This window comes from Pseudomonas sp. IPO3778 (genome assembly GCF_013386825.1).
In the GTDB taxonomy this organism is placed as follows: Bacteria; Pseudomonadota; Gammaproteobacteria; order Pseudomonadales; family Pseudomonadaceae; genus Aquipseudomonas.
Genome location: NZ_JACARC010000020.1, coordinates 638 through 24,581, shown reverse-complemented (window position 1 = coordinate 24,581; position 23,944 = coordinate 638). Strand labels below are relative to the sequence as shown.

General features: G+C 61.4%; 23 protein-coding genes and 1 pseudogene. 14 read left to right on the top strand and 10 right to left on the bottom strand.

Features of this window, described 5'->3' with window-relative positions:
• Positions 1–107: 107 nt before the first annotated feature.
• The 4 genes from HX855_RS08435 to HX855_RS08420 are packed head-to-tail and all read right to left on the bottom strand — an operon-like array spanning position 108 to position 2,723.
• Positions 108–1,427, bottom strand: coding sequence for a sensor histidine kinase (locus HX855_RS08435; RefSeq protein WP_177090055.1), 1,320 nt, complete (start codon positions 1,425–1,427; stop codon positions 108–110).
• Positions 1,424–2,092 (bottom strand): response regulator transcription factor, encoded by a 669-nt coding sequence (locus HX855_RS08430; RefSeq protein ID WP_076016748.1) that lies wholly within the window; start codon positions 2,090–2,092, stop codon positions 1,424–1,426. The genes HX855_RS08435 and HX855_RS08430 overlap by 4 nt, the downstream gene beginning before the upstream one ends.
• Positions 2,092–2,415 carry a PepSY domain-containing protein gene (locus HX855_RS08425; RefSeq protein WP_177090056.1) on the bottom strand — a complete coding sequence of 108 codons (324 nt, stop codon included), beginning with the start codon at positions 2,413–2,415 and terminating at the stop codon, positions 2,092–2,094. The genes HX855_RS08430 and HX855_RS08425 overlap by 1 nt, the downstream gene beginning before the upstream one ends.
• Positions 2,415–2,723, bottom strand: coding sequence for a PepSY domain-containing protein (locus HX855_RS08420; RefSeq protein WP_177090057.1), 309 nt, complete (start codon positions 2,721–2,723; stop codon positions 2,415–2,417). Before HX855_RS08420 ends, HX855_RS08425 begins: the two co-directional genes overlap by 1 nt.
• Positions 2,724–2,882: 159 nt before the next feature.
• Between HX855_RS08420 and HX855_RS08415 the strand changes: the two genes are divergently transcribed.
• The 7 genes from HX855_RS08415 (at position 2,883) to codA (ending at position 9,505) form a co-directional block, all read left to right on the top strand.
• Positions 2,883–3,962 (top strand): patatin-like phospholipase family protein, encoded by a 1,080-nt coding sequence (locus HX855_RS08415; protein ID WP_177090058.1) that lies wholly within the window; start codon positions 2,883–2,885, stop codon positions 3,960–3,962.
• A gap of 76 nt (positions 3,963–4,038) precedes the next feature.
• Positions 4,039–4,395, top strand: coding sequence for a 6-carboxytetrahydropterin synthase QueD (queD, locus tag HX855_RS08410; protein WP_003173033.1), 357 nt, complete (start codon positions 4,039–4,041; stop codon positions 4,393–4,395).
• A gap of 74 nt (positions 4,396–4,469) precedes the next feature.
• Positions 4,470–4,922 carry a GNAT family N-acetyltransferase gene (locus HX855_RS08405; protein WP_177090059.1) on the top strand — a complete coding sequence of 151 codons (453 nt, stop codon included), beginning with the start codon at positions 4,470–4,472 and terminating at the stop codon, positions 4,920–4,922.
• Between the two features lie 11 nt (positions 4,923–4,933).
• The gene (locus HX855_RS08400; protein WP_177090060.1) at positions 4,934–5,557 is read left to right on the top strand and encodes an NUDIX hydrolase; all 624 of its coding nucleotides are present in this window, start codon (positions 4,934–4,936) and stop codon (positions 5,555–5,557) included.
• Between the two features lie 202 nt (positions 5,558–5,759).
• Positions 5,760–7,028, top strand: coding sequence for a cytosine permease (codB, locus tag HX855_RS08395; protein ID WP_177090061.1), 1,269 nt, complete (start codon positions 5,760–5,762; stop codon positions 7,026–7,028).
• Complete coding sequence (locus tag HX855_RS08390) at positions 7,025–8,242, top strand: PucR family transcriptional regulator ligand-binding domain-containing protein (protein ID WP_177090062.1); 1,218 nt, start codon at positions 7,025–7,027, stop codon at positions 8,240–8,242. The genes codB and HX855_RS08390 overlap by 4 nt, the downstream gene beginning before the upstream one ends.
• Before the next feature lie 27 nt (positions 8,243–8,269).
• On the top strand, positions 8,270–9,505 hold the full coding sequence (gene codA, locus HX855_RS08385; RefSeq protein WP_177090063.1) for a cytosine deaminase: 1,236 nt from the start codon (positions 8,270–8,272) through the stop codon (positions 9,503–9,505).
• Positions 9,506–9,507: 2 nt separating this feature from the next.
• On the opposite strand, the gene HX855_RS08380 is transcribed toward codA, so the two are convergent.
• From HX855_RS08380 to HX855_RS08355, 6 genes are all read right to left on the bottom strand, one after another.
• Complete coding sequence (locus HX855_RS08380; protein ID WP_177090064.1) at positions 9,508–11,658, bottom strand: lipase family protein; 2,151 nt, start codon at positions 11,656–11,658, stop codon at positions 9,508–9,510.
• Positions 11,659–11,670: 12 nt separating this feature from the next.
• The gene (locus HX855_RS08375) at positions 11,671–12,465 is read right to left on the bottom strand and encodes a hypothetical protein (protein WP_177090065.1); all 795 of its coding nucleotides are present in this window, start codon (positions 12,463–12,465) and stop codon (positions 11,671–11,673) included.
• On the bottom strand, positions 12,458–13,300 hold the full coding sequence (locus tag HX855_RS08370) for a DUF4123 domain-containing protein (RefSeq protein WP_177090066.1): 843 nt from the start codon (positions 13,298–13,300) through the stop codon (positions 12,458–12,460). The genes HX855_RS08375 and HX855_RS08370 overlap by 8 nt, the downstream gene beginning before the upstream one ends.
• On the bottom strand, positions 13,300–15,342 hold the full coding sequence (locus tag HX855_RS08365) for a type VI secretion system tip protein VgrG (protein ID WP_177090067.1): 2,043 nt from the start codon (positions 15,340–15,342) through the stop codon (positions 13,300–13,302). The genes HX855_RS08370 and HX855_RS08365 overlap by 1 nt, the downstream gene beginning before the upstream one ends.
• Before the next feature lie 317 nt (positions 15,343–15,659).
• Entirely contained in the window at positions 15,660–16,643 is a 984-nt protein-coding gene (locus HX855_RS08360; protein ID WP_177090068.1) for a diaminopimelate epimerase, read from the bottom strand.
• Positions 16,640–17,401, bottom strand: a complete 762-nt coding sequence (locus tag HX855_RS08355) for a FadR/GntR family transcriptional regulator (protein WP_177090069.1) — start codon at positions 17,399–17,401, stop codon at positions 16,640–16,642. Before HX855_RS08355 ends, HX855_RS08360 begins: the two co-directional genes overlap by 4 nt.
• A gap of 235 nt (positions 17,402–17,636) precedes the next feature.
• On the opposite strand from HX855_RS08355, the gene HX855_RS08350 reads away from it, so the two are divergent.
• The 7 genes and pseudogenes from HX855_RS08350 (at position 17,637) to HX855_RS08320 (ending at position 23,839) form a co-directional block, all read left to right on the top strand.
• On the top strand, positions 17,637–18,377 hold the full coding sequence (locus HX855_RS08350; protein WP_177090070.1) for an SDR family oxidoreductase: 741 nt from the start codon (positions 17,637–17,639) through the stop codon (positions 18,375–18,377).
• A gap of 29 nt (positions 18,378–18,406) precedes the next feature.
• On the top strand, positions 18,407–19,252 hold the full coding sequence (locus tag HX855_RS08345) for an ureidoglycolate lyase (protein WP_177090071.1): 846 nt from the start codon (positions 18,407–18,409) through the stop codon (positions 19,250–19,252).
• A 20-nt stretch (positions 19,253–19,272) separates the two neighbouring features.
• Positions 19,273–20,550, top strand: coding sequence for an L-fuconate dehydratase (locus HX855_RS08340; RefSeq protein WP_177090072.1), 1,278 nt, complete (start codon positions 19,273–19,275; stop codon positions 20,548–20,550).
• 38 nt (positions 20,551–20,588) lie between these two features.
• Positions 20,589–21,449, top strand: a complete 861-nt coding sequence (locus HX855_RS08335; RefSeq protein ID WP_177090073.1) for an amidohydrolase — start codon at positions 20,589–20,591, stop codon at positions 21,447–21,449.
• A pseudogene (locus HX855_RS33660) lies at positions 21,446–22,220 on the top strand (SDR family oxidoreductase). The gene HX855_RS08335 and the pseudogene HX855_RS33660 overlap by 4 nt, the downstream one beginning before the upstream one ends.
• A complete protein-coding gene (locus tag HX855_RS33655) occupies positions 22,217–22,564 on the top strand; it encodes an L-rhamnose mutarotase (protein WP_177090074.1) in 348 nt (115 codons plus the stop codon). Before HX855_RS33660 ends, HX855_RS33655 begins: the two are co-directional and overlap by 4 nt.
• 51 nt (positions 22,565–22,615) lie before the next feature.
• Complete coding sequence (locus tag HX855_RS08320; protein ID WP_177090075.1) at positions 22,616–23,839, top strand: sugar MFS transporter; 1,224 nt, start codon at positions 22,616–22,618, stop codon at positions 23,837–23,839.
• The last annotated feature ends 105 nt before the right edge of the window (positions 23,840–23,944 follow it).

The window sequence follows — 23,944 nt, the reverse complement described above, 5'->3', positions numbered from 1 at the left end:
TGTGGGAGCGGGCTTGCTCGCGAAGGCGGTGTATCAGTCAATTAATCCAGTGACTGACACGCCGCCTTCGCGAGCAAGCCCGCTCCCACACTTTGCTCTACGGTGTATCAGCCCTGGCGGCGTGGCAGGTCGATAACGACCTTCAGCCCGCCCAGTTCGCTTTCCTGCAACAGAAGCACCCCGCCCCACACCTCGACGATATCCCGCACGATCCCCAGCCCCAGGCCGTGGCCATCAGTCTGCTCATCCAGCCGGGTGCCCCGGCTGAACACTTGATCGCGCTGGCTCTCGGGAATCCCCGGCCCGTCATCTTCCACCGCCAACTGAAAGCCTTCCGGGGTTTCGCTGATGCTCAACACAATCTCGGCATCCGCCCACTTACACCCGTTGTCCAGCAGGTTGCCCAACAGTTCCAGCACGTCCTCGCGGTCCCACGGCAGTTGCAGACCGGGCCGTACGCGGTAGCTCAAATCCAGGTGTTCGCCATGGATCATGTTCAAGGTCGCCAGCAGCCCCGGCAATTCGCCATCGCAGTCAAACAAGGCACCCGGCAGCGTTTCGCCGGCCAAACGGGCCCGATTGAGTTCGCGGTTAAGCCGCTTCTGCACCTGCTCCAGTTGTTCGCGCAGCAGCTTGCTCAGGTGTGGATGGTCCTTGAGTTGTTCGCTGGACGCCACACTCAGCAACACCGCCAACGGGGTTTTCAAGGCATGGCCGAGGTTGCCCAGGGCATTGCGCGAGCGTTTGAGGCTGTCTTCGGTGTGGGCCAGCAAATGGTTGATCTGCGCCACCAGCGGCTCCAGCTCAACCGGTACCTGGGTGTCCAGTTGCGAGCGCTGGCCTTGTTGCAGTTGAGCGATCTGGTTACGCGCAGTCTCCAGCGGGCGCAAGGCGCGGCGCACGGTGACCCGTTGCAGGATCAGGATCAGCAACAGCGCCGCCAACCCGAGCACCAGGCCAATCTGGCGCATCAGGCGAAAGCTTTCCCTGACCGGGGTGTAGTCCTGGGCCACGCTGATGGAAATCGATTGGCCAAAACGCTTGTAGTCCGAACGCAACACCAGCAGCTTCTGGCCTTCCGGGCCCAATTGCAGGTTGCCCTTGAGCCCGGCCTGGGGCAGTTGCGGCAGCTCCTGGTCCCACAGCGAACGGGAACGCCAATGAGTGTCGGCAAAGTCGATACGGAAATAATGACCGGAAAACGGCCGCTGATAAGCCGGCGACAACCGTTGCTCATCCAGTTGCACGCCCGTGGGCCCGCGCACCAGCGCCACCAGCAGGTTCTCGCTGTCGTTGCGCAAGCCGGACTCCAGATAGCGTTGCAAACCCATTTCGAACAACCACAGACTGGTCTGCGCCAGCACCAGGCCGACGATCACCATCACACTGATCAACCCCAGGCTCAGGCGTCGCTGGATCGACTTCATGCAGGGCTCGCGCCGAACCGGTAACCCTGGCCGCGCCGGGTCTCGATCACGCTGCGGCCCAATTTGCGGCGCAGGTGATTGACGTGGACTTCCAGCACATTGGAATCACGCTCGGTCTCGCCGTCATACAAGTGTTCGGCCAAGTGGCTTTTTGAAAGGATTTGCTCGGGGTGCAGCATGAAATAGCGCAACAACCGGAATTCAGCGGCGGTCAGCTGGATCTCCTCGCCATCACGCATCACGCACTGGCGCCCTTCATCCAGATGCAAGCCGGCGGCCTGCAAGGTGGGCTGATTGGCTTGGCCATGGGACCGGCGCAGCAAGGCTTGAACACGCAGGTGCAATTCTTCGGGATGGAACGGTTTGCTCAGGTAATCGTCGGCCCCGGCCTTCAGCCCTTCGATGCGCTCGGCCCAGGAGTCGCGGGCGGTGAGGATCAGCACCGGCGTTGCCAGGCCGGCGGCCCGCCATTGGGTCAACACCTCAAGCCCGGGCAAACCCGGCAGGCCGAGGTCCAGAATGATCAAGTCGTAGGGCTCGCTGCGCCCCTGATACACCGCATCACGCCCGTCTGCCAGCCAGTCGACGGCATAGCCCTGGCGATTGAGGCCGGCCATCAGCTCATCGGCCAGGGGTACGTGGTCTTCCACCAGAAGCAGGCGCATCAGTCGTCTTCCTTGTCTTTGAGCAGTTGACCGGTGTTGGCGTCGAGTTCGATCTCGCGCACCACGCCTTCCACCGTCAACAGTTCGATTTCATAGATATAGCGCACAGGGCGGTCCTTGTGCTCTTCAAGCTCGGCGTCGAGCAACTTGGCGCCCGGGTAGCGCTCGAACGCGGGCCCCAGCAGATGCTCAAGCGGCGCGATCACGCCCTTCTGGCGCAGGCGCAGCGCTTCGTCCTGGCCCAGGTCCCGAGCGGCCAGGCCTGAGCAAAATGCCAGGAGCACCAGCGCCACTTGAACGCTGGTGCGTAGATTTGCCTTCATTACGTATCCTGATGATCCTTGAGGACGGCCCCGGTGACAGCGTCCAATTCCAGGTCCCACTCAACGCCCTGGGCGTCGCGCAGTTCAACCTGATACAGGTACTTGCCGTATTCCTCTTCAAGCTCGGTTTCATGCACGGTGGCGCCGGGATGTTTAGCCAGTGCAATGGCATTGAGCTTCTCGAAAGACACAATGGTACCAGCGTCGCGCAATTTCAGTGCCTCGTCCGGCCCCAGGTCGCGGGCCTGGGCGATGCCGGCGGTGAGGGCGATAATACTGCTGGCGATCAAGGCTGTGAGGGTTTTCATGGTGAGTCTCCGTTTCAGGATATTTTGCCTACGGGGCTCACCGTACTGGATCCAACTTAACTGAAACTGAATTGCCACCATGGCAATTCCGGGCAACACCTTTGCCTGCAACCGGGCAAGATTTTCTATACTGCCCCACTCGCGGTAAATGAGACCGGTATGACAGCTATCCATATGAAGTTCCCCGCTTTGACCCTCAAGGCCGGCAAACGCGCCTTCGCACGCATTCGCCAGCAGGGGCTTGTACCTGCCGATGTCGGCATCCTACCCGGCGCCGCCGGCGGCCCCAAGGCCCTGGGCATCCAGGGTCTGGACCTGGCGCTGTTCGGTGACTGGCTGCCCCGCGCGCCACGTGAACGCGCGCTGATCGGCGCTTCGATTGGCTCCTGGCGGTTTGCCAGTGCGTGCCTGCCCGACCCGGTGCAGGGCCTGCTCGACCTGGGCCGGCTGTATAACGAACAACGCTTTGCCAAAGGCGTGACCATGGCCGAAGTCAGCCAGAGCTGCGTGCGCATGCTCGATGACCTGCTGGCCGGCCGTGATGCCCGGGTGCTCGACAACCCGAACTATCGGCTGAACATCATGGTGGTCAAAAGCCACGGCCTGCTCGCCGACGATCATCGCGGCCGCCTCGGTTTGGGGCTGTCCTCGGTGATCGCCGACAACCTGCGGGGCCGCGCCCGGCTGTCACGGCATTTCGAACGGCTGATTGTCCACGACCCGCGCCAGGCGCCGCCGCTGCATACACTCACGGATTTCCCCTCGCGCTTCCTCAGTCTGGAACTGGGCAACCTGCGCCAGGCGCTGCTGGCGTCCGGCTCGATCCCCATGGTGATGCAAGGTGTGCGCGACCTGCCGGGAGCCGGCGCCGGCACGTACCGCGACGGTGGCCTGCTGGACTACCACCTCGACCTGCCCTACCACGGCGATGACATCGTGCTGTACCCGCACTTCACCGACCGGGTCATCCCCGGCTGGTTCGACAAAGGCTTGCCGTGGCGCCGTGCCAATCAACAGGGCCTGCAGGATGTACTGCTGCTGGCGCCGTCGAAGGAATACCTGGCCCGCCTGCCCTACGGCAAACTGCCGGACCGCAGCGACTTCAAGCGCTTCATGGGCGACGACCCGGGCCGCAACAAGTACTGGCAAACCGCAATGAGTGAAAGCCAGCGGCTGGGCGATGAGTTTTTGCAACTGGCGGATAACGGCCAATTGGGCGAGCGCCTGCTGGCCCTCTGATCAAGCGGTGTGCGCGGCCAGGGATCAAGCTGTTAAACTCGCCGCCTGCCAGACACCTGACCGAGCTGAAAATACTGTGGAAATCTTCAAAGAATTTACCTTCGAATCCGCCCACCGCCTGCCCCACGTGCCCGACGGCCACAAGTGCGGGCGCCTGCATGGCCATTCGTTCAAGGTGGCGATCCACCTCAGCGGCGACCTCGACCCGCATACCGGCTGGATCCGTGACTTCTCGGAGATCAAGGCGATTTTCAAGCCGCTCTACGAACGCCTCGACCACAATTACCTCAATGACATCCCGGGCCTTGAAAACCCCACCAGCGAAGTGCTGGCCAAGTGGATCTGGAATGAATTGAAACCGTTGTTGCCGGAACTCAGCGCGATTCGTATCCATGAGACCTGCACCAGTGGCTGCATTTATCGCGGCGAATAAGCCGATGATGTAAAAAAACCTGTGGTGAGAGGGCTTCTCCCCTCACCACACGTGACTTCTGGAAGCCCGCAGCGATGCCCATCCTTATCCGCCCCGCCACCGTTGACGATATCGCTGCCATCGAGGCCATCGTCCACGCCGCTTACTCCCCTTACATCGAACGCATCGGGCGCAAGCCGGGGCCGATGCTGGATGATTATCGCCAACAGGTCGCTGCTGCACGGGTGCACGTGCTGGACAGCGCGGGCCAGGTGCATGGCTTTGTGGTGCTGATCCCTCACGACGAGTACCTGCTGCTGGATAACCTCGCCGTCGCCCCCCGTGCCCAGGGTTTGGGTTACGGGCGCCTGCTGCTTGAGTTCACCGAACAGCAAGCCCATCAGGGCCTCGTACGCCTCTATACCAACGAGGCAATGACCGAAAACATCGCGCTGTATACGCGCAAAGGTTACGTGGAAACCCATCGGGCCGAGGAAAACGGGCTGCGTCGGGTTTATATGCAAAAAGACCTCACTGCCGCTCACTGAAGGAGCCCCCCATGGAAAACACCTGGCTGGCCCAGGCCAAGCGCTTGCAAGCCTTGGCCTCCACGGGGCTGCACTTCTGCACCGATGACTTCGAGCGCGAGCGCCTTGAGGAAATCGCCCAGATCGCCCACAGCATGCTCGCGCAGTTGGGCGACGTGCCGTTGGAGCGCATCACCGGGCTGGTGACGGATTTTGCCCAGCGCTATTCAACGCCGATGATTGATGTGCGGGGCGCAGTGATCGACGGTGACCGGATCCTGTTGGTGCGTGAGCTGACGGACGGCTGCTGGGCACTGCCCGGGGGTTATGCGGATATAGGATTGTCGGCCGCTGAAAACATCATCAAGGAGATCCGCGAAGAGGCCGGGCTGACCGTCACCGCAAAGGCGCTGTACAGCGTTACCCATAAGGCCAAAGGCTTGTACCGGCCGGATATCCGGGACTTCTACAAGCTGTATTTCCTGTGCGAACGGGTTGACCAACTGGCTCCGATGGCCGGTTTCGAAACCACCGAAGTCGGCTTCTTCAGCCTCGACGAACTGCCGCCGTTGTCCCGTGGCCGCACCATCGAAAGCGACCTTGAAGCCGCCTTTGCGTTTCATCGCGGGGAAACCACCCAGACCCTGTTCGATTGAACAACGGGTGATCCAATTTGTATCACCCCTGCACCGCTTTCGCGCCTGCCTGGGCAGAAAGACCAATCACTCCTGCGTGCTCCCCTGATTTGGCTATAAATACTGTGCAACCTGCACAGTGCTGACCGTGCGCCTGTCACTGCCTTGCACTTGGCACGCGGGGTGCAATAGGCCTGCGTCACTCATTCAGGGAGAAAGGCACATGACGCAGAACGAACCGGGCAATGACTACCCTCTCAGCGAGGTGCCCATGCATGCCCGCAAAGGCCTGGCCTCCACCGCCATGGTGTTGCTGGGCTTTACGTTTTTTACCGCAACCATGTTCGCCGGCGGCAAGCTGGGGGTGGCCTTCAGCTTTACCCAGATGCTCGGTGTCGTGGCCCTGGGTAACCTGTTGTTGGGTATCTACGCCGCAGGCCTGGGTTACATCGCCTTCAAGAGCGGTTTGAATTCGGTACTGATGGGACGCTTCTGCTTCGGCGAAGTGGGCAGCAAGCTGAGCGACTTGATCCTCGGCCTCACCCAGATCGGCTGGTACGCCTGGGGCACCGCCACCGCGGCGGTGGTGCTGGGCAAATACTTCGGGTTAAGCCAGGGCAGCGTGCTGGGATTGATGGTGCTGTTTGGTCTGCTGTTTTGCGCCACCGCCTATGTCGGGTACCGCGGGCTGGAGATTCTGTCCTACATCGCGGTGCCGGCCATGTGCATTCTGCTGTTTCTGTCGATGTGGATCGCCACCGCCAAGGTCGGCGGGCTGGATGGCTTACTGGCGGTGGTGCCGACCGGTGAGCTGGATATGTCCACCGCTATCACGCTGGTGTTCGGTACGTTTGTCAGCGGCGCGACCCAGGCCACCAACTGGACCCGGTTCTCGCGCTCGGCCAAGGTCGCGGTGCTGGCCAGCCTGATCGGTTTCTTTATCGGCAACGGCTTGATGGTACTGATCGGTGCCTACGGCGCCATCGTCTACCAGCAGCCCGACGTGGTCGAGGTGTTGCTGCTGCAAGGTTTTGCCATGGCCGCCATGGCGATGCTGTTACTGAACATCTGGAGCACCCAGGACAACACCATCTACAACTTCGCCGTTGCCGGCTGCAACCTGCTGCGCACCAAACGCCGCAAAACGGTGACCCTGGCCGGCGCAGTGATCGGCACCCTGCTGGCACTGCTGGGTATGTACGACATGCTGGTGCCCTACCTGATCCTGCTGGGCACGGTGATTCCGCCGATTGGCGGGGTGATCATGGCGGACTTCTTCTATCGCTATCGCGGCCGATACCCGCGCCTGGCCGACACACGCCTGCCAGCGTTCAACTGGCCGGGGCTGATCGCCTATGCCGTGGGTACGGTGCTGGCCTTTCACTCACCCTGGGTCGCGCCCTTGGTGGGGATTGTGGCGGCGTCGCTGACCTACATCGTACTGACCAGCGTGCTACGGGTGCGGGCACCTTTGGCTGACGCCCAGGCATGAGCCTGACGGTCGCCGATGTGCTGGCCTTGCCCGGGCTGGAGTCGATGTGCCTGCGGGCCGGGGAAGCCGGCCTGGAGAACACGGTGCGTTGGCCCTATGTCGCGGAAAACACCGGCATCGCCGAGTGGGTGCTGGGCGGCGAACTGGTGTTCGTCACCGGCATCAATCACCCAAGGGACGAGGCCAACCTGCTGGTATTGCTGGACGAAGCCTGTCAGCGCCAGGTGGCCGGCCTGGTGATCCTCACGGGCCCGGACTATATCCAGGCCGTTCCCCAACGCTTGCTGGACGCGGCGCAAGAGGCGGGTATGCCGCTGATCGAGCAGCCGTACTCGTTGAAGATGGTGCTGGTGACCCAGGCCATCGGCTCCGCGTTGATCCAGTCGCAACAACTGGGGCGCTCGCGGCACGATGTATTGGAACGCTTGCTGGCCGGGGATTATCAATCCCTGGATTTGCTGCTGCACCGCGCCGCACAGCTGGGCATGCCGTTGGCCGGGCATTGGCAGCTTGTCCAGTTGCAACTGGACGGCAGCGATGCGCTGTTTGCCCAGGGCGAAGCGCCGGTGGTCGAGGCGCAACTGGCCCGTCAACACGATGCCATTACCCGTCGCCTGAGCCAGTTTTCTGCGCAGCACCCGTCGCGGCTGCCCGTGCTGGGACGTGCCGGGCAATGGACGTTGCTGTTGCCTGCGATGGACGCCGGCGCGGCATTGGCCAATCGTCAGCTGTTGGCGGGTTGGCTGAAAGCGCTGAACCTGCGCCTGGCACCGTTGAAACTGTTTATCGGCCTCAGCGCTGCCGCGCACCCGCCCGCTCGCCTGGCCCAGGCCCTGGATGAAGCGCGCCAGGCGCTGGCGGCTGCGCGAAGGTTCAGTGAGCGCGCCGGACTGTGTGTCTACGACGAGTTGGGGGTGCTCAAGCTGCTCAGCGGCGTACGTGATCGCGCCCTGCTCGACCAGTTTCTCAGTGAACGCCTGGGGCCGCTGCTGCGCCACGACCTGCACCATGGGCCAAGCCTGATGCCGACCCTGGAAGCCTGGTTCCACGAGAATGGTAACCTTGTGGCCGCCGCCCAGCGGCTCGCGGTTCATCGCAACACCCTGACGCACCGCGTCCAGCGCATCGAAGCCCTGTGCGGGCTGACGCTGGACAACGCCTATGACCGCCTGGACATCGGCATCGCGCTGATGATCTGGCGGCTGTCTGCCTGATTGTTTTTTGCCAAGAGGAACTTGCCCATGCACATCATCAACGCCCGCCTGCGCAACCGTGAAGGCCTGCATGATCTGCACCTGGAACACGGCCGGATCGCCAGCATCACCCCCCAAGGCGCCGCCCCTGCGCCAGGCCCCGACGACCTGGACGCCGCCGGCAACCTGGTGGTGCCGCCCTTCGTCGAACCGCACATCCACCTCGATGCCACACTGACCGCTGGCGAACCGCGCTGGAACATGAGCGGCACACTGTTTGAGGGCATCGAGTGCTGGGGCGAACGCAAGGCCACCATCACCCTGGAAGACACCAAGACCCGCGCCGGGAAAACCATCCAGACCCTGGCCGCCCATGGCATCCAGCATGTGCGCACCCATGTCGATGTCACCGACCCGGACCTCACCGCGCTCAAGGCCATGCTTGAGGTGCGCGAGGAAAGCACCCACTTGATCGACCTGCAAATCGTCGCGTTCCCCCAGGAAGGCATCGAGTCCTACCGCAATGGCCGCGAGCTGATGGAAGAAGCCATCCGCCTCGGCGCCGACGTCATCGGCGGCATCCCGCACTTTGAATACACCCGCGACCAAGGGGTGAGTTCGGTGAAGTTCCTGATGGACCTGGCCGAGCGCACCGGTTGCCTGGTGGACGTGCACTGCGACGAAACCGACGACCCGCATTCGCGCTTTCTTGAAGTGCTGGCCGAAGAAGCCCGCAGCCGCGACATGGGTGCCCGGGTCACCGCCAGCCACACCACCGCCATGGGCTCCTACGACAATGCCTACTGCGCCAAGCTCTTCCGCCTGCTGGGGCATTCGGGCATCAGCTTTGTCTCCTGCCCCACCGAAAGCATCCACTTGCAGGGCCGCTTCGACAGCTTCCCGAAACGCCGGGGTGTAACCCGGGTCAACGAACTGCTGGAGGCCGGCATGAACGTCTGCTTCGGCCAGGACTCCATCGTGGACCCTTGGTATCCCTTGGGTAACGGCAACATCCTGCGGGTGCTGGAAGCCGGGTTGCATATCTGCCACATGCTTGGCTATCGCAACCTGCAAAACGCCCTGGACCTGGTCACCGACAACAGCGCCAAGGCCATGGCCTTGGGAGATCGTTACGGCCTGGAACCGGGGCGCCCGGCGAACCTGCTGATCCTGTCTGCCGACAGCGACTATGAAGTGATTCGCAGCCAGGGATTGCCGCTGTATTCGATTCGGGGAGGCAAGGTGCTGATGAAGCGCCAGCCGGCGCAGGTGGAGTTTTTTTAGGCTCATGTGATTGAGTCGATATCGAGGGTTTGGGGCTTTCCCCAGCCGCCATCCGGTTGTGGCGGGATGCTCGCCACTTGGGTGAGTTCGCGGTTTTGCGGGTGGGTGAACCAGCGTTTCAGGCTGGATTGCAGGGTTGGGGATGAGGCGTGGCTGCCGTAGACGTCGCGGGGCTGGAGGCGGCGCCAGCGGAGGGTTGCCAGGCGGTCGCGGCTGTCTTTGAGCCGGTCTACTTCCGTGCTCAAGGGATCGTGGTGTTCATAGCCACGCTGGTTGGCAGGAAGGTGCAGATCCAGTTTTTTTCGCTGCTCCCTCAACTGGTGCTGCATGGTGAACAGGGCTTTGTCGATCAGTTCAAATTCAGTAGCGGTCACTAGGGTGCCGTTAGTGTCGAGGGTTTGTTGCCATCGGCGCAACGTGGCCCAAGCGGCAGGAATGTAGCTGGCGACCATGAAGTGCTGGCTGGATTGAACCAGTTGTTTGATCAGGTTGGCGCGATCCGGCATATCGCCGTTGAGCTGCAATGCGCGTTTGCATGCTGCGTCCTCAATGGATTCACAGCCTGGGGTCCACAGGACTGAGGACTGTGTTCCATCCGGTAGCAGGATCGGCATGAAGTGCTGCTGTGCACCATGGTGCTGGTAAGGGTTGCCGGTCAGGCGTACCAGGCCCAGGGCAAACAGCAGGCCCCCAGGTGCAGGGTTACTGAACAGCACCACGGCGCCAGGTATCCAAATTTTGGCGGTGGTGTTCATCCAGGGTGCAGGGACACTCGGGACAGGGTCGTTGTGGTTGACTATGCGGTGATGCACCAAGGCGGAAGCTCCGTCGGTGAATTCGGAGTCGGCAGCTCGGGGGGCTCCGAAGGTGTATAGGAGGATGTTGTAGTCACGATCGGGAGTTCGCCGCAGTCCTTCAGCCAACAACAGTGCTATGGCTCCACCCAGGCTGTGGCCACAGATTAAGATGCGCTGCCCCACATAAAACTGATCGAGGTAAAGCAGAACAAAATCACGCATAGCTCTATAAGCCTTATAGAACCCTTCATGAGCCTTGCCAAAACCATCACCGAAAGCTACCTGGTGCGCGTTGGCATCCCGCAGTGCATCCGCGCCACTAGCCGTGCCCCGCACAGAAATCAGAATCACCTCATCGTGATGGCTGATAAATGCCTGAGTATCAGTGCCGTGCTTCTGATCATCGAAAAAATGCAGACGCGCCGGGTGTTCCTGAGCCTCCCCCTGTGCTGGGCGATTCTGTTCATACAACTCCGGATCAAAGGGCAAAACCTCAAACCGTTTCGAATAGGGCACGTCTTCGTACAGTGGATAAAAGCGTTGCACTTGCTCAGCGTCAACTTTCCAAGCCTCTTGGTAACCCGAAAGTTCTTCGGAAAAGAAGCGCCCCACACTGGGATCCAAGGGAAAGCAGACCTGATCTACTGGCTGTGTGCGTGGCTCCTGTCCAAAGTCGCAGTAACTCAAGGTAGCCATCAAGGCCAACTGATACAGATTCAAGGCACAGAACTGGTCGTCGATGGACAACACCGGTCGCAGCGCTCGCAACGGCCGTATCTCCAGCACGGTATGTTGATTGGGAAACAACACAACGCCTGCCAAGGTCGACTGGGACGGCCCAAATCCAAGGTCAGCCATCATTTTTAGCGCATGTCGCTGGGGACGAAATATCCTGGGCGCCAAGGGTGGTAAGTGGGCTGCATGCCTGACCAAATCACGCACTTCGACTTGGTAAAACCTGCCGGCCTTTTGCTGAGCGGGGTTTCGCTCGGTACGCTCACCATCAGCCCGGACAAAGCGCGTTTGTTCCGCTCGAACTTGAAGTTCGGTGATGGGTAATGGATAACGGCTGCGTCTCTGTAACGTAGAGTAATAATCGTCGCGCCTTCCATAGGCTGCTTCGAAGATCAGCACCGTAGGACCGCGATATTGATTCTCCAGCTTTGCAAATCCGTCGCCGTTCAAACGCCCCTTGTATTGCTGACCTGCACTGTCAAAAACCTCATATGCAAGACCTCCATAAGCTTTACCATCGCCTGACTCATCCACAAGACAAAAACTCAACCAACATCCGCGTAATGCACAAACTGGCATTTTTTCGCTAAAAAAAGGTTGCTTCCATTCTTCAAGAGGCATGTCTGAATATCCTTATTCGGCACAAGTGGGATATATGTCGCATTCACGCCCATCAGGCATCTTGATGGATTTGAAATCGGTAGTATTCCCGCGACAGAACGCGTATTGATCCTCCAGGCTCTTGCCCATACAGCGTTTCCAACCTTGAGGGAATCGAACCCAGTTATCTCCCATGTAAGGCCGTTCCTCCGTCGTCACTTCCAGGGCCATCCTCAACGTCTTATCTTTCAACTCATCCCGTTGCACCGCTCCACCTGCTCTTGCTTTTCGCAGATTCCCTGCTGCATCCAGCGAGTTACACTTGAGTACCTTGCTAATGGCCCGTTTGGGGCCGACTGTTCGGAATAACCACTGACATCGTCCGGGCAGTTTTTGAACACCCGACTCAGGCATCCCGGCCATTCCTTCTTCCAACCGATCCAGCACACTGATGAATGCGAAATCCCCTCCAATATCCGTCGACCGCTCTCCCCACTTCGCGTACATATCAAACGTAATGCTGCGCAACACTAACGGACACCCATCCACCTTCTCCGTCAGTGGCACTTCAAAGCTCACCCGATTGGCCACCGGCTTGCCCACCGTGTCAAAAACCTTGTCCTCCGGCCACTTACCCCGGCGCTTGGGCAAGGTGCAGGTCTCACCCGTTGCCGGCCGATAAGCTGCATCACTCTTGAACCTGAAATTAGCAGGCAGATCCACCTCCAACATAAAACTATCCGCAGGCCTCACCGCGCACCCCGAAGCCACCACCACGCCACAAACGAACAACCCTCGCCACACACTCAACATAAATCCCCTACGCATCCTGCTGCTCCCGCTCCACCCGACGCCATTCCTCAACCACTCGCTGAAAATGGTCCTCCGGCCCTTCCCCCCGCAACGGCTGCCAGCGAATCAGCACGTCCCCAGTGGCTTCCACCAGTTGCCGCACGACCAAAAACTCCAGCTGTTCCGGCCTCTCCCACTGCCAGGCCCGGGCTTGCTCCAGAAGCTGTTCCAGCCAGATTCTCGGGTCTTGAAATTCAGCCAGTGAACTCAGCGCCTCGCTGTACTCGGCCAGCAGATAACGCAGGATATTGGCCTGCAGAATCACTCCCGCCTGAGGGTTGGGCACTTGCAGCCATGGCGCAGGATCGGGCACCGGGTACGCCCCCGGTGCCGGGTTATCACCACAGCACCAGCGCTCGCCCTGCCAGTAACACACGCTGATCAGCGGCCCGAGAAAGGCCGGCCAGCCCTCGGCTGGCAGGTGATCCAACGCCCGTGCCAAAGTGCGGTTATCGTGAAAACGGTAAAGCACCTGCCGCCCCGGTGGCCCGGCCACAAGCCTGTCTCGCCAGTGCCCGGCAACCCCCCTCAAGTCTTCACCGGGCAAGCTGCCCAACCATCCCCAATTGCGCTGGGGGGTTTGCAACAAGCCAACCAGCCCGGGCTCGTTGACGTGGTCGAGCAACAGGATCATCGGGCCGTGCGCTGCCAATTCCGCCGCGACGGTCTCACCGTAGAGGCTGCAATATTCCGCCACCGTGCGTGTCGCCAGCAGTGCCCCGCGCGCTTCGCTTTCACCCTGTAGAACCAGACACAGCCGACGCCCCGCCTGCTGCTGTTGAGCCATCCACCACTCCGGCCTCTTCTCCATCAAGCCGCCCTCCCCGTGGAGTCGCACGTGCCTTCGCGGCAGCACTCACACAGCGGACAGAAGTCCGCGTCCAGTCGCCTGGCAAGCGCCATGATTGTGCCTTGGGCAAGGGAAACCTTCGGCACAGCGGCGCCGAATACCGGTGAGGCCGCAACGTCACCCGGCCCGACGGGATTGGCTGCACGGCTCCCCGGCGGCACACCGCCCAACGTGATCGGGCGACTGCTGAAAATTCCACCGGCCTGAATCAGCAAATGCTCACCACCGGCCTTGAAGCTCAATTGCGCTCCGGCATCGATCACCAGGCTGGCACCCGCCTTGAGATGGACCTGCTGACCCGCTTCGATCACCAGAGTCTGACCGACACGGGTCTGGCTATTGCCCTGCACGTGCAGGTGATCGTCCGCCTCAAGCCGGACCTTGCGGTCACCGGCGATGCTGCGGTGCTCTTCACCCCCCAGGGTGGTTGCACTCAAGCCGTGGATGGTTTCCTGACGTTCACCCACGACCTCCAGGCGGCTGTCATGGCCTACCTGTTGTTCCAGATCGCGTTGAGCGCGCAGGTAGATGAGTTCCTGACCGCTGCGGTCTTCAAGGTGCAGCTCGTTAGCACCCCCGCCGCCCGGCGAACTGCGGCTGCGTAGCACGCTACGGGTCTTGTGTTGCGGCAGAGGATAGGCAGCAGGTTGAAGGGTGTTGGGCAGGCAGCCGTTGATCACAGGCCGGTCGGGGTCGCCTTCCAGGAACGTGACCAGTACCTCCATGCCCACACGCGGGATCAACACCGCGCCAAAGCGGTCACCCGCCCAACCGGACGCCACCCGCACCCAACAGCTGCTCTTGTCGTCATGCTTGTCCAACCGGTCCCAGTGGAAGCGAATTTTCACTCGCCCGTGGGCGTCGCAATGCACGTCCTCACCTGCGGGGCCGGTGACGGTCGCGGTCTGACTGCCGCTGATACGTGGCTTGGGATGCTTGAGCGGCGGTCGGTAAACGGCGCGCCAGGGCGTTGCCGTAAATCGATTGCGATAGCCATGGAACGCCTCGACCTCCCCCACAGATTCCTGCAGGACCTGCGGCTGGTAGCCTTCGTGGCGCACGCTGGTGATCAACCACAAGTCATTGCAAGACCGGTCCGGGTGGCCTCGCAGCGCCAGGAAATGTCCGCTGCGCAAGGCGGGTTGATCACTGCGGCCCACCGCCCGATGACGATCCCGCTGATGCCGCTCCAGGCCACGGCGGGCCAACTGCCCACCTCGCAGGTGCCCCGTGAATCCCGCCGGGTAGTGATAGTCCTCAAGCGCCGGCGAAGATCCCGCCTGCTCCTGCAGGCGCAGCGACGGGTGTTCGAAGTCATAGTCGCGCCGCACAACCTGAGCACTGCGTGTGGCCAGGCGCACATCGAAACGCTGGACCACCCGAGCGTCGGCTGCCGGGCCACCCGCCGCACAATAGCGCTGCGCCGGTAAACGCCGGAACACCGTCTGGTCATCACCAAACACCAGCACATGCGCCTGCGCACTGTGGCGAAAGTGGTAGTGGATGCCCTCTTCTTCGCACAGGCGCTGGATAAAATGCAGGTCGGTTTCCGCGTATTGCACACAGAACGTGCGCGGCGGGTACACCACCGGCCCCAGTTCAAAGGCGTAGGCATCAGCGAGAATGCCGTGCTGCTCAAGCACCGTCGCGATAATTTGCGGCACGCTGCGCTGCTGGAAAATCCGCTGATCGCAACGATGGGCCAGGTAAGCCAGGCGCGGCGCAAGGGTCAGGTGGTAACGGGTCAGCCGGCGGCCTGGGTCTTCCCGGCCAATGGCGTAGATTTGCCCGTGGAGGCCTTCGCCCGGCTCACCCAGATCGAGGTAGGCCGGCTGATGAAGCAGGGTCTCCAGATCAAGCCCGGGGTTTTCACTGACCCACTGCACTTCGATGAAAAAAGGCTGATCAATGCTTTCGCTGCCTTTAAAAGCCAGCACCTGAAGTTCCTGGTTTAGTCCTGCAACGATCAGTTTGAAGCGTGACGAAACAAGCGTATTGAACATCCGTTGTTACCCGCCATTCATTGTCGGGCTGAAATGACTTCCTCCGTAAGACGAAGATAAAGCCATTCAATCCGAAGCCGATAAAAAGTGCCTGAACCCCAGGAATACTAGCGATTTCAGGCGAAATTCGGCCGCTTCAAAATAAAAAAGAAGATTCGTACATCGAGAATGGAAGGGTCTTTTATGAATTACGGAAATGCAGTTAAACAGCCTATGCTCACTAATAAGAATTCTCTTACGCTCTTATTAATCAAAGTTACTTACTTATAAGGAAACGACTGACAACGATAATAAGCCCGCCGTTGCCCTTTTCGACCTTATTGCAGCCGCGCAGTCCCGAACAGACTGACGCTCAACAACTCACCGGCTTCTGCGTGCAATCGAACCGGTGCCGTACCACCCGGCATCACCACTGCCACCTCACCGGCAGTCACCCATCCTACAGACCAGGCAGCGCATGCCACGGCGCTGGCGCTGGTCCCGGAGGACGCCGTTGGCCCCTCGCCGCGCTCAAAAACCCGAGCGATGACCCGATTGCCTGAATCCCGGGCGACCCATTGCAGGTTCACCCCGGAAATACACGGTTGGCCGCCGCCGACAGGCGGCGCAAAAGCGATCGCCCTCAGTGGCTCAAACAACGCGGGGCGATGCATCTGCGCGTTGTCCGGCAACGCCGACGCATCCTGCACCAGCGTCACGCAATGGGGGTTGCCCACGCGCACAAACTGGCTGTAATTCCATTCAGGGTTGAGCGCAGCCAGTGGCGAAACATGGCTCACCTCGGTGCCCTCCAGCGAGACCAGGCCAACCCCCGTAGCCCCGACCGCCAGAGGCCCGAGTTCAGGGCGCCCCAGCGCCAGCCAAAAGCCCTGGACCTGTTCGTACAGCGCAGGCTCAACCCGCGTGACCACTGGAGACACGGCATCCGTCTTGTCGTGATGTACCCGCAGGTCGCAGCCTTGCGCCATCAATCCCTGGTCAGTCAGCGACTGGGCAAAAATCGTCAGCCCATTGCCACTGCGTTCAGCCAAAGAGCCATCGGTATTCACAATCAGCACATCAAAAGGCGGCTCGGCCTGAAACGGCCCCACCAACAGGCCGTCACAGCGATGCTCCTTGGCCTCTGCCGGGCGTGGCAAAACGCCCCAGCCGCACTCCGCAGCAATGGCCGCCAGCGCCCAGGCCTCCCGGGTACCGGCGGCCAAGGCTGCGCCATCAGGCACGTCGATACCTTTGCTGCGCAATAACCCCGGGCTGACCACGCCGTAGATATTGCCGCGTGCGTCGTAGAACACGGTCATTGCGCTGTCCGCATGAAAATCCGTACCACCTCTTCCAGATGCTTGCGCATGGCCTGCCGTGCACCTTCCACGTCCCGTTGTTCCAGTGCGTCGAGGATCTTGCGGTGCTCGTCTTCCGAGCGATGGGGCATGTCGTCCGAGGTGTAATGCGCCTGCAACCGCTGGAACATGCTGCCGTACCGATGCCCCAGCAGGTGCGCAATCATCAGCGCATAGGCCGGATTGCCCGATGCCTGGGCGATGCGAATGTGAAACAGACGATCACCCGGGTGGGTATGGGAGCCTTCACGGTTGTCCTGCACATTGCGCTCGAACGCCTCGCGGATACCGGCGAGTTCTTCATCCGTGGCATGTTTGGCAGCCAGGGCAGCCGCTTCCGGCTCAATCAGGCGACGGGCCTGGAGCAAGGAAAACGGCGGAATCTCGGCGTTGAAGTCAACGTGCAGGTTGAGTTCCGGATCGAACTCTTTCCATTGATCCCGAGTGGCCTGAGCCATCACCGGTTCCTGGCTGACGGTTGGTTGCACCGGTTCACACACCAGCACGCCGTTGCCCACGCGCACGTCCACCAGGCCGATCACCTCCAGGGCAATCATGGCTTCACGCACCGAGGCGCGACTCACGCCCAACAATTTGGCCAGCTCCCGTTCGGCCGGCAGGCGGCTGCCCGGCGGAAATTCTCCGCTGTCGATCAACGCCCGTAACTGGTCGGCAATTTGTCGATAAAGACGTTGGTTATCAATCACTTGAAATGGCATCTAGGCTCAGCTCGATTCATGCATGGCACGGTCAACAGGATCAACCCGCGAAAAAGCCGCTTGTTGACCGGGAAGACCCATGCTAAAAATTGGATCAATGGCCTGACCATTGGATCGTTTCCAGTGTGCTGATCATAGCAAACCCTCAACCGTTCGCTATGCCACAGACGCAGGTGTTTTTACGCCCTTAATGGCCTGACCATTGAGCCAATAATAACAATCTAGGGAGTCTGTCATGGACCTCACCGGTAAACGCGTGCTGATCACCGCCGCCGCCCAGGGCATTGGCCGCGCCAGCGTCGACGCCTATCTGGCGGCGGGCGCTGAAGTGATTGCAGCCGACATCAATCAACAGGCGCTCGCCGGCCTGCCGGGTGCGCAAACGGTGGTGTTGGATGTCACCGACCCCAGCGCCATCCAGCGCCTTGCCGCCGAGATCGGCCCTCTCGATGTGCTGTTCAACTGCGCGGGCGTGGTGCACGCCGGCAACATCCTCGAATGCCCCGAAAGCGACTGGACCTTTGCCCTGGACCTCAACGTCACCGCCATGTACCGCATGATCCGCGCGTTTCTGCCGGGGATGCTGGCGGCGGGCGGCGGCTCGATCATCAACATGTCATCGGTGGCCTCCAGCCTCAAGGGTGTGCCCAATCGCTTTGCCTATTGCGCCAGCAAGGCCGCAGTCATCGGCCTGACCAAATCCGTCGCGGCCGATTTTGTCACCCGGCGTATTCGCTGCAACGCCATCTGCCCCGGCACCGTGGAGTCCCCTTCGCTGCAACAACGCATCATCGAACAGGCCAGCCGCGAAGGCCGCCAGCAGGATGAGGTGTACGCCGCCTTTACTGCGCGCCAGCCGATGGGCCGCCTGGGTACACCCCAGGAAATTGCCCAGTTGGCGTTGTACCTTGGCTCCGACGCCAGCGCGTTTACCACCGGCACCACCCAGATTATTGACGGCGGCTGGAGCAACTGACCGCCCACTTCCTAACACGAGGATTGCCCATGAAATTGCTGCGCTATGGTGAAAAAGGTCAGGAACGCCCGGCCCTGCTGGACGCGGACGGTCGTCTGCGGGACTTGTCCGCTCACATCAGTGATGTCGCAGGCGAAGCCCTGCTTCCGCAAAACCTTGCTCGCCTGCAAGACCTCGACCCCGCGAGCCTGCCCCTGGTACCGGGCAATCCGCGCCTGGGCGCCTGTGTCGGCCAAGTAGGAAAATTCATCTGCATCGGCCTGAACTATGCCGATCACGCGGCCGAAACCGGCGCACCGATACCCGATGAACCGATCATCTTCAACAAATGGACCAGTGCCATCGTCGGCCCCAACGACACTATCGAAATCCCCCGCCACTCCACCAAGACCGACTGGGAAGTCGAGTTGGGCGTGGTGATCGGCCAGGGCGGCCGTTACATCGAAGAAAGCGAGGCCATGCAGCACGTGGCCGGCTACTGCGTGATCAACGACGTCTCCGAGCGTGAGTTCCAACTGGAGCGTGGCGGCACCTGGGACAAGGGCAAAGGCTGCGACACCTTTGGTCCGCTGGGCCCGTGGCTGGTCAGCCGGGATGAAATCGCCGACCCGCATCAACTGTCGATCTGGCTCGAAGTTGACGGCCACCGCTACCAGAACGGCAACACCCGCACGATGATTTTCCAGATTCCCAAATTGATCAGCTACCTGAGCCAGTTCATGAGCCTGCAACCGGGGGATGTGATTTCCACCGGCACCCCGCCCGGTGTCGGCCTGGGGATCAAGCCCGTGCCGGTCTACCTCAAGGCGGGGCAGAAGATCCGCCTGGGCATCGAAGGCCTGGGTGAACAGAACCAGACCACGGTCGACGCCTGACAAGAGCCAAGGAGCCGTTCATGACCACCATTACCGCGATTCGCGTCGAAGATATCCGCTTTCCTACGTCCCAGTCTCTGGACGGTTCCGACGCCATGAACCCGGACCCGGACTACTCGGCCGCCTATGTGATTTTGCAGACCGACAACCCGGCCCTTGAAGGCCATGGCCTGACCTTTACCATCGGCCGTGGCAACGAGATTTGCTGCGCGGCGATCCAGGCCATGCAGCCGCTGCTGGTGGGCTTGACCCTGGAATGGATCGCCGAAGACATGGGCCGCTTCTGGCGCCATGTCACCAGCGACAGCCAGTTGCGCTGGATCGGCCCGGACAAGGGCGCCATCCACCTGGCCACCGGCGCGATCGTCAACGCCGCGTGGGATCTGTGGGCCAAGGCCGAAGGCAAACCCCTGTGGCGCCTGGTGGCCGACATGAGCCCGGAACAATTGGTGCGGTGCATCGACTTCCGCTACATCACCGACTGCATCACCTCCAGCGAAGCCCTGGCCTTGCTGCGCCAACGGGCCGAAGGCAAGGCCGAACGCATGGCCAACCTGCAAGCCAATGGCTACCCCTGCTACACCACCTCGGCCGGCTGGCTCGGTTACGGCGACGAAAAGCTGCGCCGGCTGTGCCAGGAAGCGGTGGATGCCGGGTTCAACCACGTCAAGCTCAAGGTCGGCCACGACTTGCAGGACGACCTGCGCCGCGTGCGCATCGCCCGGGAAGTGCTGGGGCCGGATCGCCAATTGATGATCGATGCCAATCAGGTGTGGGAAGTCGACACCGCCATCGACTGGGTGCGCGAATTGGCGTTTGCCAAGCCCTGGTTTATCGAAGAACCCACCAGCCCCGACGACATCGAAGGCCATCGCACGATTCGACTGGGAGTGGCGCCGGTCAAGGTCGCTACCGGCGAGATGTGCCAGAACCGGATCATCTTCAAGCAATTGATCATGCGTGAAGCCATCGACGTGGTGCAGATTGACGCCTGCCGCCTGGGTGGGGTCAACGAGGTGCTGGCGGTGATGCTGATGGCGGCCAAATACGGCCTGCCGGTCTGCCCCCATGCTGGCGGCGTGGGGCTTTGCGAGTATGTGCAGCACCTGTCGATGATCGATTACCTGTGCATCGCCGGCACTCACGAAGGCCGGGTGATCGAGTATGTCGACCACTTGCACGAGCATTTCGAGGAACCTTGTGTGGTGCGCGGCGCGGCCTATCTGCCACCGAAGGCACCGGGGTTTTCGATCCAGATGAAAGCCGCGTCCCGGGAGCAGTTCCGCCACCGGCCGTGACCTGAAGCACCCCTTTGAATGGACGGAGCACAATAATAATGTCGTCCCCATCACCTCTGAGCCTCGATGCGCACCAGCATTTCTGGCGCTACCGGGCCGCTGATTATCCGTGGATCGGCACGGCTGAAGCCGACCTGCGGCGGGACTTTCTCCCACAGGATTTGCGGCCCTTGCTCGACGCGGCCGGCCTGGATGGCTGCATTGCCGTGCAAGCCCGGGCTGGCGAGCAGGAAACCGATGCGCTGCTGGAAATGGCGCGCCAGCACCCGTGGATACTTGGCGTGGTGGGCTGGGTGGACCTGTGCGACCCAACCCTTGAACAGCACCTGGAACAGTGGCGCGACACACCGCGACTCAAGGGCTTTCGGCATCAGATTCAGGACGAACCCACGCCTGCCAGTTTCATGGCAGACCCTGGATTTTCCCGTGGCCTGCAGCACCTGCAACAACACGGCTACGTCTATGAAGTGCTGATCCGCTGCGCCGACCTCGACGCCGCTACCGCCCTGTGTCAGCGCCACGACCGGCATCATCTGGTGCTGGACCACCTGGGCAAACCCGACATCGCCAACGGCCCGGCCGCATGGGCCGAACACCTGGCGCCACTGGCCGCCCTGCCCCACGTCAGTTGCAAGCTGTCGGGCCTGCTCACCGAGGCCGGGCCCGATCAACGCAACGCCCAGGCACTACGACCTTACATCGAGCTGGCACTGGAACTGTTTGGCGCCGAACGCCTGATGTTCGGCTCGGACTGGCCGGTGTGCCTGCTGGCCGACGAATACCAGGGCACCTGCCAATGGCTGCAACAGACCCTCGGCCCGCTGTCGGCCCATGAACAGCAGGCCATCTGGGGCGGCACCGCCCAGCGGGTCTATCACCTTGAAGGAAACTGCCCATGAATCTGCATTTGCAGGACCGTGTGATCATCGTCACCGGCGGCGGCTCGGGGATTGGCGCCGCCATCTCTCTGGGGTTGATCGCCGAAGGCGCGATCCCGGTGATTGTCGGTCATCAACCCTTGTCGGCAGCCTTCGCGGCCGAGCTCGAACAACACGGCCAAAGCCACTTTATCCGCGTCGAATTGCGCGATGAAGACGCCTGCCGCACCGCCGTCAACGACGTATTGCAACGCTTCGGGCGCATCGACGGCCTGGTGAACAACGCCGGGGTCAATGACGGTGTGGGCCTGGAAGCGGGCCGTGCAGCCTTCGTCGAGTCCCTGGAAAAAAACCTGATTCATTACTACCTGATGACCCACCTGTGCCTCGATGCCCTCAAGGCCAGTCGCGGGGCGATCGTGAATATCAGCTCCAAGACGGCCCTCACCGGCCAGGGTGGCACCAGCGGTTATACCGCGGCCAAAGGTGCGCAATTGTCGCTGACCCGGGAGTGGGCGGCCTCCTTGCTGGAATTCGGCATCCGGGTCAATGCGGTGGTGCCCGCCGAGGTGCTGACGCCGCTGTACCAGCGCTGGATTGATGGCTTCGACAACCCCGAGGCCAAGCTCGCCGCCATCGTCGAGAAAATCCCCTTGGGCAAACGGATGACGACCCCCCGAGGAAATTGCCGACAGCGTGCTGTTCCTGCTGTCACCCCGCGCCTCCCACACCACCGGGCAATGGCTGGTGGTGGACGGCGGCTACACCCACCTCGATCGGGCGCTGACATGAGCGGCCAACGCTACTGCCTGGCCCTGGACCTGATCGACGACGAGGCATTGATCGCCGAGTACCAGCAGTTGCATCAACGCATCTGGCCCGCCGTGGCCGAGCATCTGCGCGGCCAGCACATCTTGCAGATGCAGATCTGGCGCCTGGGCACGCGGCTGTTCATGGTCATGGACACCACGGCCGGGTTCAGCGTCGAAGCACTCGACCAGGCCGCCCGCGCCAACCCCGACGTGCAAGCCTGGGAGACCCTGATGTGGCGTTTCCAGGCGCCCACGCCGTGGACCGACCCCGGCGGCAAATGGCAGCCGCTGACACAGATTTTCAGCCTCACCGACCAACCCTGATAACCGCTGCATCGCACGCCTTGATCCCATAAAAACAACAGGAGAAGCGTCATGTTAAGCAAAGACACACCTGTGGCAGCCGGCACACCCGCCGTGCCGACCTACCGCTGGGCACTGATGCTGGTGACCAGTCTGTTCTTCCTCTGGGGCTTGTCCTACGGCTTGCTGGACGTCCTGAACAAGCACTTCCAGGAAGTCCTGCACGTGAGCAAGGCCCAGTCCGGGCTGTTGCAAGGTGCGTATTTCGGCGCGTACTTCCTGATCGCGCTGCCGGCCGGGCTGTTGATGGACCGCCACGGCTATAAGGCGGGGATCCTGCTGGGTTTGTGCCTGTATGCGGCGGGCGCGTTGCTGTTCATGCCGGCGGCCGCGGCGGCGAGTTTTCCGTTTTTCCTGTTCGCGCTGTTCGTCATCGCCTGTGGCCTGGGCTGCCTGGAGACCGCAGCCAACCCGTATGCCACGGTGCTGGGTGAACCCCAGGGTGCCGAGCGGCGGTTGAACCTGGCGCAATCCTTCAACGGCCTGGGTCAGTTCTTCGGCCCATTAATTGGCGGCGCGATGTTCTTCAGCGCCGGCAGCACACCGGCTTCGGACATGAGTTCGTTGCAAACCACCTACGTGGTGATCGCCGTGCTGGTGTTGCTGGTGGCGCTGTTGATCGCCCGCACGCCGTTACCGGATCTGCGCGCCCAGGAACAAGCACTGCAACCCGTGGCCGGCAAAGGGCTGTGGCAGTACCCGGAATTCGTCGGAGGGGTGATCACGCAGTTTTTCTACGTGGCCGCCCAGGTCGGCGTCGGCGCATTTTTTATCAACTATGTCACCGAGCATTGGGCGCAGATGGGCAGTCAGCAAGCCGCTTATCTGCTGTCGATCGCGATGCTGGCCTTCATGTTCGGGCGCTTTTTCAGCACCTGGTTGATGGGACGAGTCAGCGCGCAGAAGCTGCTGCTGATGTATGCGCTGATCAATATCGCGTTATGTGCGCTGGTAGTGATTGGCGTTGAAGGCATCTCGGTGATCGCACTGATTGCGGTGTTCTTCTTCATGTCGATCATGTTCCCGACGCTGTTCGCCATGGGCGTGAAAAACCTCGGCCCCCATACCAAGCGTGGCAGTTCGTTCATGATCATGGCGATTGTCGGCGGCGCGCTGATGCCTTACTTGATGGGCAAGGTGGCGGATAACAGCACGGTGGCCCTGGCATACCTGTTGCCCATGGGGTGCTTCGTGATTGTGGCAGTGTATGCCCGGAGCCGGTTGCGCCATCCCTGAAGTAGCTCCCACATTGGATCGGGTTTGTTTGTGGGAACGCGGCGTTCTGAGCCTCGTCAGCCAGGCGAGCACATTGTTCAATGTATGTGGGAGATCAACTGTGGG